Genomic DNA, 12260 nt, shown 5'->3' on the forward strand with positions numbered 1-12260 from the left:
GCCTCCTCTAATGCTTCCAGTTGCAGATGCCGCCGGAGCGGCACGGCCAGGTCTGGATGCGGGTATCCATCGCCTGCGCATCCAGCAGGTTGCCGTGACGATGCGCGAGTTTCGTTCGCGCTGCGCCGCGCGGCTGGGCCGGCCTGGCGTGGGCGACCTTGGGCTCGGCGACACGGACGCGTTCGGCGGCAACCTTCTTCGGCACCTCGACCGGCTCGGCGCGGGCCTGCGCCTCGTTGCCGCCACGTGCCTCCAAAGCCACCGGTGCAAACTGCGTCTCAGGCCCGAGCCGCTTCGGCGACAGCACCGCCTTGGTGAGATCAAGACTGAGATATTCGTCGGGCTTGTAGTCGTCAGCGCGTGCGACGCCGCCGCCAGCGAGCACGAAGGCAACGGCAACTGCAAAATGAACGCTCTTCAGGACCACGGACGCCTCCTGAAATCGATTTTGAAAGGAGTAATTTACCCCTATTTAGGAGGCGTCGCGCGCAATTCCAGCGGTCAAGTGCCGCCGTGGTTAAGAAGTTTGGCGGTGTCAGGCGACCTTTCGCGTGGCCCCCGTCCCGTCCAGGAACCCGATCAGGCGGCCGCGGATGATCTGTTCCGCCTCGCCCATGATCCTATCGATGAGTTCCTTGCAGGAGGGGATGTCATGGATCAACCCTGCGACCATGCCGCAGCTCCAGGCGCCGGCATCCATCTGGCCTTCCAGCATGATCCTGGGATAGACGCCCGCGACCTGGTCGTGAATGTCGTCGATCTTGAGCTTGTCGCCCTTCTCGCGCTCGATCTCGATCAGGCGGTCGACATTGGAGTTTCTGAGCACGCGTTCGGTGTTGCGCAAGCTGCGCATGATCAGGCGGGTATCGAGCTCGGTGGCCGCGACCAGCGCGTTCTTCACGTTTTGATGCACAGGCGCTTCCTTGGTGGCAATGAAGCGCGTGCCCATGTTCATGCCGGCTGCGCCCAGCGACAGCGCCGCCACGAGGCTGCGCCCGTCGGCCATGCCGCCGGAGGCGACGAACGGGATCTTCAACTCCTCCGCCGCGCGGGGCAGCAGGATCATGTTGGGAATGTCGTCCTCGCCGGGATGACCGCCGCACTCGAAGCCGTCGACGCTGACGGCGTCGCAGCCGATACGCTCGGCCTTCAGCGAGTGGCGGACCGAGGTGCATTTGTGGATGACCTTGATGCCGGCGGCCTTCAGCGCCGGCATGTAGGCCTCCGGGCTGCGGCCTGCGGTCTCCACCGCTTTGATGCCGCCTTCGATGATGGCCGCGATGTATTCGGGATAAGGCGGCGCCGCGAAGGTCGGCAGGAAGGTCAGGTTGACGCCGAACGGCTTGTCGGTCATGTCGCGGCAGCGCGCAATTTCCTTCGCGAGCAGCTCCGGCGTCTTCTGGGTGAGGCCGGTGATGATGCCGAGCCCACCGGCATTGGACACGGCGGCGGCCAGCTCGGCAAAGCCGACGAAATGCATGCCGCCCTGGATGATGGGGTGCTCGATGCCGAACAGCTCGGTGATCGCGGTCTTCACTTGGGTACCTCCCGGAATTTGCTCAGGTGGCTTCAGTCTAGCCGCAGTCTCGTGCCGGGGTCACGAATTCTCTGAGATTGAGGAAAGGCCCGTCAATGCCCCCGCGCCGGCGCTCTCAGATCAATCGGGCGCAGCGCGGCCGCGGTCGGGATCATCAGCATCGCGACGATTGCCAGCGTCCAGAACACGTCGATATAAGCGAGCAGATCGACTTGCTGCTGCAAGGTACGGCCGACCCAGGCGAGCGCCTGCGATGCCGCATCGTTCGCACTGGAGCCTTGCGCCTGGAAGTAGCGCGTCATCGCATCGATGGTCTGCTGGTAGCCGAGATCGGGGGGCGCGGCGTGCTCGATCAGGCGGCTCTGGTGGAATTGCTGGCGCTGCGCCAGAACCGTCTGCGCCAGCGCGACGCCCATGGAGCCGCCGATGTTGCGGGCGACATTGATCAGAGCGGAGGCCTGGTTGGTCTTGTCAGGCGGAACGCCGTCATATGAGGCGGTCGTCACCGGCAGGAACAGGAAGGGCAGACCCAGCGCGAGGAAGATGCGCGACAGCGCTGCGTATCCATAGGTGATGTCGCCGGTGAGCCCGGTGAGATGCCACATCGAGAACGCGACGATGGCAGCGCCGAACATGATGAGATATTTTGGCTGCACCGTGCTGACGAGGCGGCCGACCACCGGCATGAGCACCAAGGTTGCGATGCCGCCGGGCGACAGTGCAAGGCCCGCCAGCATCGCGGTGTAGTTCAGCTCGGTCTGGAGCAGTTGCGGCAAGAGCTGCGTCGTCGAGATCAGCACCGCGCCGGTGGCGAGCATGACCAGGAAGCAGGCGGCGAACTGACGCCGGCCGAGTAGACGCAGGTCGACGATGGGATCCTCGCGCGACAACTCCCACGGGATCAGCGCGAGCAGCGAGACCGCGGAAAGCACCGCGAAAAAGATGATCATGCTCGACCCGAACCAGTCCTTGCGCTGGCCTTCGTCGAGCACGAACTCGAGCGAGCCGAGCCCGATCGCCACGAGGGCGAAACCGATGTAGTCGACGCGCAGACCTTTGCTGAGCAGCCTTTCCCGCTCTTCCTCCGCACTCGAGGGTTCCCTGACCAGCGTACCGACCAGGAACAACGACAGCACTCCCATGGGAACGTTGATCAAGAACACCCAGTGCCAGGTGTAGGTGTCGGTGATCCAGCCACCGAGCGTCGGGCCGATCACCGGGGCAACCACGACGGCGACTCCGTAGATGGCAAAAGCCTGGCCTCGTTTATGTGGCGGGAAGGAGTCGGCGAGGATCGCCTGCTCGCTGGTCGCCATGCCGCCGCCGCCCAGCCCCTGAAGAATGCGGAATAGCACCAGCGATTCCAGATTCCAGGCGAAGCCGCAGAGCAGCGAGGCCAGCGTGAAGGTCGCGACGCATATCATGTAGAAGCGCTTGCGGCCGATCACCGTCGACAGCCAGCCGGAGATCGACAGCACGATGGCGTTGGCGACGAGATAGCTGGTGATGACGTAGGTGCTCTCGTCGATCCCCACCGCCAGGCTGCCCGCGATGTGGCGCAGCGCGACATTGGCAATGGTGGTGTCGAGCACCTCCATGAAGGTCGCGATCGAGACCACGAAAGCAATGAGATACGGATTGTGCCCGCCGGCCGCCGAGCGCTCCGGCGACCAGCCGGCGGACGCACCGCCTTGCGTAGCGTCCGTCATCGCACCCTGGTCCAGGGCACGACGGACATGCCGGGACCGACCGGCAGATCGGGCGGCCAGTTGTCGACCACGATCTTCACCGGCACGCGCTGCACCACCTTGACGTAGTTGCCGGTGGCATTCTCCGCCGGCAGCAGGCTGAACGCGGTGCCCGAGCCCGGCTGCACGGAATCGACATGGCCGGTGAGCTTGCTTCCGGGATAGGCATCGATGCGGATCTCGACCTGCTGGCCCGGACGCATGTCGGCCAGCTGTGTCTCCTTGTAGTTGGCGACGATCCAGACCTCGTCGGGGACGAACATCATCAGGCTCTGTCCCGCCGTGGCGAACGTGCCCTTGGCTCCGCTGATTTTGACGACGCGGCCAGACTGCGCCGCGACCACGCTGGTGTATTGCAGGTTCAGCCTGGCCTGATCGAGCTGCGCCTGTGACTGCCCGAGCTGCGCCTTGGCGCCTTCGAGCTGGGCCTGCAGCGTCTTGATGCCGAGTTGCGCCGACGTCACGGCCGTCCTCGCGCGCTCGGTATTGGCCTGCTGCGCCTGAAGATCAGAGCGGGTCTGCTGCTGGCGCTGCACGGTGCCGGCGCCCTTCTCGACCAGTTCCTCGGCGCGCGCGAATTCCTGCTGCGCGAATTGAAGCTGGGCCTGGGCCTGCTCGAGCTGCGCCTCGGCCTGCTTGATCTGCTCCGGCTGGGAATCGATCTGCGCCTCGACATTGGTGATGTTCGCCCTGGCCACCCCTACCTGCGCGATGGCCTGGTCGATCGCAATCCGGTAGTCGCGTTCGTCGATCTTGGCGAGAAGCTCGCCCGCATTGACATGCTGATTGTCCGTCACCGGGATATCGGTCACATAGCCGCCGACCTTCGAGGCCACCGAAAAGCTGCGCGCGGCGACGAACGCATCGTCAGTGGACTCATAATGACGTGCGTCGAGCCAGTAGAGCGTAGCGCCAATGAGCGCTGCGATCAGCACGACGGCGCCGATGGTTGCGAGCAGCCAATGCTCGCGAAGCCGCTGGCGGAGCGAAGGCGGCTTGGCCTGCTGGTCCCTGGTGTCGCGGGTCTGATCAGGAGGTGATCTTGGAGCTTCCTTCGTCCTGTGCGGCTGCTCCGCGGACAACCCACGCTCCCGTGTCTGAGCATCCACGGCCAACACCTTTCTCGGGATTCAACCGGTGGCGAACGGCTTTTCACCACCTCGCCTGCCGCGGGCCTAACCGCATCGCCGAAGCATGGTTCCGCCCTGTGAGAGCCCCGTGACCATTCGTGAATGCCATGCTCAAGAAAGAAGCGCGGCGTCATGAACGCCGCGCTTCTTCTCGTTCTCCACAGGAAGCACTCTTGTCAGTGCGTCTTGGTCCGGTGCCATTTCTCCAGATCGGGCTTCACCTTGTCCGATCCCTGTTCCTTCTCCGGATTGCCCGTCCAGGGCTTGTCCGTCTGTCTGTGCGATCCCCAGTCATTCTGATCCCGGGGATCGTCGGTCAGCCGTTCCTTGCTCATTGAACTCCCTTCCATGCTACGTCTATGCGAAGGGAACGCCGTAATAGGAGTTGATGCCGCGAACCGCGGCTTCATCCCCCCAGTTCCAGTCGCTTCGCTCGCCGTATTTCGGCGCGCTTTGCAGATCCTTGGCTGTGATCGCGGTGACATAACCGCCCAGCTCCGTATCGTATTTCAGCGATTGCCACGGTAACGGATAGTGATCGTTCCCGAGCCCGAGGAAGCCGCCGAACCCCAGCACGGCGTAGGACACCTTGCCGCTGATCTTGTCGATCATCACACGTTCGATCGAGCCGATCCTGCTGCGGTCGGCACCATAGACGGATGTTCCTTCGACCTTGTCGCTGCCAATCAAACGGCCAATCTCGGCGCGGTCCAGCTCTGCTTGATTCAACATCTCAGTGCTCCACTCACAGTGCCTGAATCAACCGGACAGGCGAGCGATCGTTCCGCCGCTGTTCCGCACGCCGCAGTCGAGCCCCCGGGCAGGAACATCGCTGCGAGCAAGCGGTTCTCTGAGCGTCAAAACAGCTCTCGGAATCGAGGCCGCATGGTGTCCCAGACCGTCTCCGACTTCATCGTTCAGCGTCTGCATCAATGGGGCGTGCGCCACATCTTCGGCTATCCCGGCGACGGCATCAACGGCGTGTTCGGCGCGATGAACCGGGCCGACGGCAAGATCGGCTTCGTGCAGGCGCGGCACGAAGAGATGGCGGCATTCATGGCGACCGCTTACGCAAAGTTCTCCGGGGAGCTCGGCGTCTGCATTGCGACCTCGGGCCCGGGCGCCTCGCATCTCATCACCGGGCTCTACGATGCGCTGCTCGATCACCAGCCGGTGCTGGCGATCGTCGGCCAGCAGGCGCGTAGCGCCCTCGGCGGGCACTATCAGCAGGAACTCGACCTTGTCTCGATGTTCAAGGACGTCGCCAGCGCCTACGTGATGCAGGCCTCCTCGCCTGCGCAAGTGCGACACCTGATCGATCGTGCGGTGCGGATCGCGCTTTCGCGGCGGACCCCGACCGTGATCATCCTGCCCAATGATTTGCAGGAAGAGCCTTACGAGGATCCGCCGCGCGCACACGGCACGCTGCATTCCGGCATCGGCTACAGCGCACCCAGCATCACGCCGCGTGAGGCCGATCTCGATCGCGCTGCCGAGGTCCTCAATGCCGGCAACAAGGTTGCGATGCTCGTCGGCGCCGGCGCACTTGGCGCCACCGACGAGGTGATCGCCGTCGCGGATCGGCTGTCGGCCGGCTGCGCCAAGGCGCTGCTGGGAAAGGCCGCGCTGCCCGACGATCTGCCATGGGTCACCGGCTCGATCGGCCTGCTCGGCACCGAGCCCAGCTCCAACATGATGATGCAATGCGACACGTTGCTGATGGTCGGATCGGCCTTCCCCTACGCTGAGTTCCTCCCCAAGGAAGGCAGCGCCCGCGGCGTGCAGATCGACATCGACGCCAGCATGATGTCGATCCGCTTTCCCATAGAGGTCGGCCTCGTGGGCGACGCCGCCGAGACTTTGCGCGCATTGCTGCCGCGACTGAAATCAAAGAGCGACGGCGCCTGGCGCCAGAGCATCGAGGAGGGCGTCGCGAAATGGTGGAAGACGCTCGATGGCCGGGCGCATCAGCCAGCGGCGCCGGTCAATCCGCAGCTCGTCGCCTGGGAATTGTCCCCGCGCCTGCCCGATCGCGCCATCATCACCAGTGATTCCGGCTCTTGTGCCAACTGGTTCGCGCGCGACCTGAAGATGCGGCGCGGCATGACGGCCTCGCTCTCGGGCGGCCTCGCCTCGATGGGCGCCGCGGTGCCCTATGCCCTCGCCGCCAAATACGCCCATTCCGATCGCCCCGTGATCGCCCTCGTCGGTGACGGCGCCATGCAGATGAACAACATGGCCGAGCTGATTACCGCCGCAAAGTACTGGCGCTCGTGGCGCGACCCGCGCTTTGTCGTCTGCGTCTTCAACAACGAGGATCTCAACCAGGTGACGTGGGAGCAGCGCATCATCAACGGCGATCCCAAATTCGAGGCCTCGCAGCGCATTCCCGACGTCTCCTATTCCCGCTTCGCCGAGCTCATCGGCCTGCGCGGCATCTTCGTCGATAGGCCGGAGCTGCTCGGCTCGGCCTGGGAGCAGGCGCTGGCCAGCGAGATGCCGGTCGTGCTCGAGGTGAAGACCGATCCCGAAGTGCCGCCGCTGCCGCCGCATATCACGCTTCAACAGGCAAAGAACTTCTCGCTGGCCCTGATGAAGGGCGATCCCAATGAAAGCGGGATGATCAAGGGAGCAGCGCGGCAGGTGCTCGAAACGATCCTGCCTGGAAAGGAATGAGGTGAACCATGAGCGACTTCCGGGATATCCAGCATGGCGTCAACGATCCCGTTGGAGGGCTCGACGTCAAACGGCAGGTCAACGACAACCGCACGCCTCATGAGCAGGCCCAACACCATGCGGACGTACGCGCTGACGCGACCCCCGTGCCGGCAGAGCCATTCCTTCCGGAGCGGCTGCGGCGGAAGCCGACCGATCCGATCAATCCTCGCAGCGGCAGGAGGCCGACAGACTGACTGTTTGGAACCTCGGACCGGGCGGCGTGTTGGTCGGCGCGAAGTCGCCGGCAATGGCCGCACGACGTATCGGAGGGATTTGACCATGAAACGAACCATCATCGCCGTTGCCTGCGTGCTGCTCGCAGGCCCCGCGCTCGCCCAGTCGCTGGGCGAGAAGACCGGAGTGAATTCGGCGCTCGGCGTCGCACCTGCGACCGCCGACTTCGTCAAGGAGGTCGCGATCAGCGATATGTTCGAGATCGAGTCGAGCAAGCTCGCCCAGCAGAAGGGCAACGCGCAGGAGAAGAGCTTCGCACAGCAGATGGTGACCGACCACACCAAGACCAGCACCGAGCTCAAGGGTCTCGTCAGTGACGGCAAGGTGCAAGCGACCCTGCCGACGGCGCTCGACAGCGCGCACCAGAGCAAGCTCGACAAGCTCAAGAACGCCTCGGGCAAGGATTTCAGCTCGGACTACAACTCCTACCAGGTCAGCGCCCATGAAGATGCGGTGTCGCTGTTCGAACGCTACGCCAAGGGCGGCGACAATTCTGCGCTGAAGGACTGGGCCGGCAAGACGCTGCCCGCCCTCAAGCACCATCTCGACATGGCCAAGGAGCTCGGCAAGGCGCCGAGCGTCGGCCAGACAAAGTAACGCCTCGGGCGAGGAGGCCGCCGCTCGACGTCCTCCTCGTCTTCCCCGACGATGTCATCTGTTCGTACGCCGCCATCGCGCTCGCGACGCCTGCGCTTAGCGCCTCGAGCGGCCTGTCGAACTCGCTTCGATCGATCTGCAGCTTGCCGCCGATGGGAGCGACACGACCGCCTCCGGAACCTCCATTGTCATACAGAATTTACAAAACAGTCATCAAGGATATCGCGCCAGACCGATGGCACTCGTAAAAGTAAAATCCACCCGGATCGACCAGGCGCTCGCCAACGAAATTGCGCATGACACCAATTCAAGCATTGAGCAAGTCGCCCAGACTTTGACGTGGGCTGCGGACGAGCACGTGCTGCTCGCGCTCGCTGCGGCTGGATGGCTGTACGCCCAGCTACGGCGACCCCAGGCGCGTCCCGTTGCGAATCACGTGTTGGCGGTCTCCTTGGCGACTGCGGTGCTGCCGCACCTGCTGAAGTCGCTGTTCGACCAGACGAGGCCCGACCGACTGACAGTGCTCGGTCACGCCAACGGCGTTCCCATCTCGGGGCGGTCCCGCGATGCGTTTCCGTCCGGCCATGCTCTGCATATGGGGGCGCTGGCTTCAGCGGCCGGGCTGCTGAAGCCCGTCCCACGCCGGCTGGTGCGCTCTCTTGCCGTAGCTCTGTCGTTGACGCGCGTCGTCGTGCTCGCACACTGGGCCAGCGACGTCGTGGCGGGCTTTACCCTCGGCCTCGTCGTCGAGCGGCTGTTCAGGCCGCTCACTCTCGGAAAGCTACGGCAGCGGCCTCCTGCCTCGCGGGCGCCGTCATGACGGAATATCTCCTGCGGTTCATCGCGGGTGGGGTCATCGTCTCCGCCTTCGCGATCCTGGGAGACATGCTCAAGCCGAAGAGCTTTGCCGGGCTGCTCGGCGCCGCTCCGTCGGTCGCGCTGGCCACTCTCAGCATCGCCGTCGTCCAGCACGGCCCGCAATATGTCGCCGCCGAAAGCTGGACGATGATCTATGGCGCCATCGCGCTCGCCTGCTACAGCCTCGTCGTCTGCCATCTCCTGATGAGGTTTCATCTCGCCGCGCTGCCAGCCACCATCGCCGCTTTTGCCGTATGGCTCGTGGTGGCCTTCGCTCTGCTCGCGGGCTTCGGGGGTGCGGCCTGATGCTGGTCAAGCTGTCTTCATCGGCGCTAAAGCAGACGCGGTGGTACGAGTACGGTGTTCGTTTCCTGCTTGGCGGACTGGCAACGGTCCTCGCGGGAATCGTGAGTAAACGTTTCGGCGTCTCCATCGGCGGGCTTTTCCTCGCGCTCCCCGCCATCTTCTGCGCCAGCGCAACGCTGATCGAAAGTCATGAGCGCCGCGCCAAGGAAAAAGCCGGCCTCAGCGGACGCAGGCGCGGGCAGCAGGCCGCAGCGCTCGATGCTGCGGGTGCGGGCCTGGGAAGCATCGGTCTTGCGGCATTCGCCTCAATTTTTTACGTCGTGGTTTCGACTACCACGATTGGCGCGTTCGTCGCCGCCGTCCTGGTATGGGCGGCCGTGTCGGTGTTGGCGTGGTGGCTGAGGCGAAAGTTTCGCATCACCTCGCGCGCGGTGCAGGCCGAGCGCATCGGACAGTCAGCGAGGGGCCGCGGGATCCCGTAGCATCACAATGCCATGCATCTCGGCGGCGTCTGCAGCTGATCTGGCGCGCGTAAACAGGCTCGCGCTGGCGCCCGTTCGGCAGGCCCGCATCTGGCTCATATCGTCTTCGCATCTTCCGTCCTCGGTGCTGCAGGCCCGGGCTGTTGGCCCAACGCGCGACTTGCTCGATGACCTTCTGGTGGCTTGGCCGCATCGGCTTCGGGGCGTCCGGCAACCGTTGATTTAACTAGGTATTCCTCTTGATCATCTGGAGCCTTATCGTCCTTATGGAACTCTCGCCAGGCTGCTTGGTTGAGTAATCTACTCAATTTACTCAATCGGTGATCGACCATGAACGACCTTCGCGCCGAGCGCCTTCAGGTCATGCTCTCGCCAGAAGAGCTGGCAGCCATCGACGATTTCCGGTTCAAGCATCGCATGCCGACGCGGGCGGCGACGGTCCGAGAGCTTCTCAAGTTCGGACTGGCTGCCGCAGGGATCGACGCAGCCGCCGGTGTGAAATCGAGCAGCTTCGGTGTATTCGGCCGCGGAACTGAGGGACATACTCAGGGCGATCCCGAGAGCGGCACCGAGGACTGAGCCATAAGGACCGGGCCATAGAGGCCTTCCACAACCGAACGGCCCCGGCACGGTGGGTGCCGGGGCCGTCCTTGGAGATTGCTTCCGGCGCACCGGGGGCATGACGACCGGAAGCAACCTGTCGACTCCGCGCACGACGATTCGTTCCTCGCGCGCAATCTGCCGTCCGCTCTAGCCGCTCGGCGCGTCGCCGGAATCATCCGGCGTCATGCCGGAGCCCGGCGTCTTGCTGTTGTCGTTCAATCTCGGATCGCGCGTCGCCTCTCGCGACGGCGAGCCTTTCTGATCAGCCTTTTGCGGATCCGTCTTCTGGACGGACTGCGCGCGCTGCTTGTCGCGGGGCTGCTCCTCCGCCCGCTGGTCTCTAACGATGCCGTGGTCGGAATGGGCCATGCTGTGCCTTCGCCTCTTGTGATGTCTCGAAGCGCTTACGCACTGCGGCGCCGAATGTTCCGGCGCCGCTCTAGCTGTGCGTCGCGTGGACGGCAGCCGATGCGTTCTCAAGGTGCACCTGACGAACCGTCGTCACGGTCGCAAACGCGACCGAGACGCCAAAGGCGAGAATGAGCGAAAGAAGAGCCAGACGTGGAGCCATCGCAAAATCTCCTCCCGGAATCGAAACCAACGCGATCGACTGTTCCCTGATCATCCACGATTGTTCGCTGGCGTTCCGTGAGCGGTCTCACACGCTGATTCACGAAAAGGCGAGCCTCAGGCGTCCTGCCTCTGTGGAAATCGGGCCGCAACCGGCGCGATCTCGCCATCGAGCCAATCCTGCTCGTGAGCAAGCGCCGTCCAGGCATCCGCCATGCGGGAATAGCGCTTGTGAGCGGGCTGTCCCTCAGCGCGCTCGGCGAGTTGGAGACAGTTATCGGCGTTATCTCTGAAGATGTCAGACTGTTTCATGGAGAAGACGTGGGGACGGAACTCTGGCATCGCAACCCGCTTGTCGGATCGTAATGTTGTGGGAACTTTGCACGCGTTCCGCAATTGAGATCGATGCGAGCTCTCGTCGCGATCATCCTGGCATTTATCAGCACTGCGGCGCTTGCCGACAGCACCGGCGACCGCAAGCCTGCCGACCGTTCGCCGAGCGCAATCGACGTCATCAGCGGTCTTTACAACTTCAGCCGCTTCCAGCAGGGCCTTCTGGAGAACACTGATCTGAAAGGCAACGCGGAGGTCAAGAACCTCGCTGCCTTGCGCGCCGAGGAGGCAGCCAAACGCGACAAGGCGCTGAAGCAGATACAACAGGCGATCGGCGCGGAGCCGCGCGTCGACAAGACGTCGTCCGTCAGCGCCAGCCTGGTCGAGCCTGAAACTTCGGACGGACCGACTTACGTCCGAAGCTTCTATGCCTCGCAGATTCCTGAATACGACTCGGCCATCGACCTGCTCGAACGCTATCTGAAGGCGCCCGACAACGCGGCGCTCGCAGCGTTCGCGCGCGAGCAGCTCCCGATGCTGCGTGCGCAGGTCAAGGACGCCGAGCGCACCATGGCGGACAAATAGCCGCCTCTATTTCTGGTTTGGATGTTGCTGGTTCTGCGGTCGCACGGTGGGCTCGTTCTCCAGCATCTTGTCCCGGCCGGCATCGCCATTGTCATCCTTGCCGCCCGATGATGAAGTGCCGCTTCCGCTCGGGTTCGACCGGGCCGCCGCCCCCGTGGTCGGGGTATCCGCCTTCGGGCTGGCGGAGCTCGCGGCGGGGTCGCCGGTCACCGCCCCGCGGCCGCTGGGGGCGCCGCCCTGGGCCAAGGCCGATCCGGCAAACAGCACGACGACGATCGCGGCAAATCCTGCTTTCATGTCCGTTCTCCCTCTTTGCGGGCTAACCGCGAGACTTGGCGGTCCGTTCCGAAGGAGCCGGTCGCGGACGAACAGGCCCGGCCCGCCGACCTACATTTTTGCCAAATCACAGGGAACCAGTTCCACAGATGTCCGTTGTCGTCGTTGGGCTGAGCAAGGCAGGTTCCATTTCTCGCGCCGCACCTTGGTGCTTGATTTCGAATTGGGCTGACGCTCTATTTCGATTTTGACGAGACGCGTCTTGCCTGGATTCGGCCGACGC

General features: G+C 64.0%; 18 protein-coding genes. 8 read left to right on the forward strand and 10 right to left on the reverse strand.

The window, feature by feature from the left end; translation table 11 throughout:
* Positions 1-7: 7 nt before the first annotated feature.
* The 6 genes from IVB28_RS24610 to IVB28_RS24635 all read right to left on the reverse strand — a co-directional run bounded on the left by IVB28_RS24610 (position 8) and on the right by IVB28_RS24635 (position 5147).
* Positions 8-427 carry a hypothetical protein gene (locus tag IVB28_RS24610; RefSeq protein WP_247529632.1) on the reverse strand — a complete coding sequence of 140 codons (420 nt, stop codon included), beginning with the start codon at positions 425-427 and terminating at the stop codon, positions 8-10.
* 108 nt (positions 428-535) lie between these two features.
* Positions 536-1537 carry a nitronate monooxygenase family protein gene (locus IVB28_RS24615; RefSeq protein ID WP_247529634.1) on the reverse strand — a complete coding sequence of 334 codons (1002 nt, stop codon included), beginning with the start codon at positions 1535-1537 and terminating at the stop codon, positions 536-538.
* Positions 1538-1629: 92 nt separating this feature from the next.
* A complete protein-coding gene (locus IVB28_RS24620) occupies positions 1630-3246 on the reverse strand; it encodes a DHA2 family efflux MFS transporter permease subunit (RefSeq protein WP_247529636.1) in 1617 nt (538 codons plus the stop codon).
* Positions 3243-4394 carry an HlyD family secretion protein gene (locus IVB28_RS24625; RefSeq protein ID WP_247529638.1) on the reverse strand — a complete coding sequence of 384 codons (1152 nt, stop codon included), beginning with the start codon at positions 4392-4394 and terminating at the stop codon, positions 3243-3245. Before IVB28_RS24625 ends, IVB28_RS24620 begins: the two co-directional genes overlap by 4 nt.
* Positions 4395-4591: 197 nt before the next feature.
* Positions 4592-4750: a hypothetical protein gene (locus tag IVB28_RS24630; RefSeq protein WP_247529640.1), complete on the reverse strand. Its 159-nt coding sequence runs from the start codon at positions 4748-4750 to the stop codon at positions 4592-4594.
* Between the two features lie 22 nt (positions 4751-4772).
* Entirely contained in the window at positions 4773-5147 is a 375-nt protein-coding gene (locus IVB28_RS24635; protein WP_247529642.1) for a PRC-barrel domain-containing protein, read from the reverse strand.
* A gap of 156 nt (positions 5148-5303) precedes the next feature.
* Here IVB28_RS24635 and IVB28_RS24640 point away from each other — a divergent pair, with 156 nt between their 5' ends.
* The 7 genes from IVB28_RS24640 (at position 5304) to IVB28_RS24670 (ending at position 10189) form a co-directional block, all read left to right on the forward strand.
* A complete protein-coding gene (locus IVB28_RS24640) occupies positions 5304-7091 on the forward strand; it encodes a thiamine pyrophosphate-requiring protein (RefSeq protein ID WP_247530161.1) in 1788 nt (595 codons plus the stop codon).
* A gap of 8 nt (positions 7092-7099) precedes the next feature.
* Positions 7100-7327, forward strand: a complete 228-nt coding sequence (locus tag IVB28_RS24645) for a hypothetical protein (protein ID WP_247529644.1) — start codon at positions 7100-7102, stop codon at positions 7325-7327.
* An 85-nt stretch (positions 7328-7412) separates the two neighbouring features.
* Positions 7413-7964, forward strand: a complete 552-nt coding sequence (locus IVB28_RS24650; RefSeq protein WP_247529645.1) for a DUF4142 domain-containing protein — start codon at positions 7413-7415, stop codon at positions 7962-7964.
* 235 nt (positions 7965-8199) lie between these two features.
* The gene (locus IVB28_RS24655; protein ID WP_247529646.1) at positions 8200-8784 is read left to right on the forward strand and encodes a phosphatase PAP2 family protein; all 585 of its coding nucleotides are present in this window, start codon (positions 8200-8202) and stop codon (positions 8782-8784) included.
* Positions 8781-9128 carry a DUF3147 family protein gene (locus IVB28_RS24660; RefSeq protein WP_247529647.1) on the forward strand — a complete coding sequence of 116 codons (348 nt, stop codon included), beginning with the start codon at positions 8781-8783 and terminating at the stop codon, positions 9126-9128. The genes IVB28_RS24655 and IVB28_RS24660 overlap by 4 nt, the downstream gene beginning before the upstream one ends.
* Positions 9128-9610 (forward strand): DUF3147 family protein, encoded by a 483-nt coding sequence (locus IVB28_RS24665; RefSeq protein ID WP_247529648.1) that lies wholly within the window; start codon positions 9128-9130, stop codon positions 9608-9610. Before IVB28_RS24660 ends, IVB28_RS24665 begins: the two co-directional genes overlap by 1 nt.
* Positions 9611-9940: 330 nt before the next feature.
* Positions 9941-10189 (forward strand): hypothetical protein, encoded by a 249-nt coding sequence (locus IVB28_RS24670; protein WP_247529649.1) that lies wholly within the window; start codon positions 9941-9943, stop codon positions 10187-10189.
* A gap of 171 nt (positions 10190-10360) precedes the next feature.
* Here the strand turns inward: IVB28_RS24670 and IVB28_RS24675 are convergent, their stop codons facing one another.
* The 3 genes from IVB28_RS24675 to IVB28_RS24680 form a co-directional block, all read right to left on the reverse strand.
* Positions 10361-10582 (reverse strand): hypothetical protein, encoded by a 222-nt coding sequence (locus tag IVB28_RS24675; protein ID WP_247529650.1) that lies wholly within the window; start codon positions 10580-10582, stop codon positions 10361-10363.
* A gap of 70 nt (positions 10583-10652) precedes the next feature.
* Positions 10653-10784, reverse strand: coding sequence for a hypothetical protein (locus tag IVB28_RS29440; protein WP_256467012.1), 132 nt, complete (start codon positions 10782-10784; stop codon positions 10653-10655).
* A gap of 116 nt (positions 10785-10900) precedes the next feature.
* Positions 10901-11095, reverse strand: a complete 195-nt coding sequence (locus tag IVB28_RS24680) for a hypothetical protein (protein ID WP_247530162.1) — start codon at positions 11093-11095, stop codon at positions 10901-10903.
* 93 nt (positions 11096-11188) lie between these two features.
* On the opposite strand from IVB28_RS24680, the gene IVB28_RS24685 reads away from it, so the two are divergent.
* Positions 11189-11701, forward strand: a complete 513-nt coding sequence (locus IVB28_RS24685; RefSeq protein WP_247529651.1) for a DUF4142 domain-containing protein — start codon at positions 11189-11191, stop codon at positions 11699-11701.
* A gap of 6 nt (positions 11702-11707) precedes the next feature.
* Here the strand turns inward: IVB28_RS24685 and IVB28_RS24690 are convergent, their stop codons facing one another.
* Positions 11708-11998: a hypothetical protein gene (locus tag IVB28_RS24690; RefSeq protein ID WP_247529653.1), complete on the reverse strand. Its 291-nt coding sequence runs from the start codon at positions 11996-11998 to the stop codon at positions 11708-11710.
* Positions 11999-12260: the final 262 nt, after the last annotated feature.

This window comes from Bradyrhizobium sp. 199 (assembly GCF_023073355.1).
GTDB lineage: Bacteria > Pseudomonadota > Alphaproteobacteria > Rhizobiales > Xanthobacteraceae > Bradyrhizobium.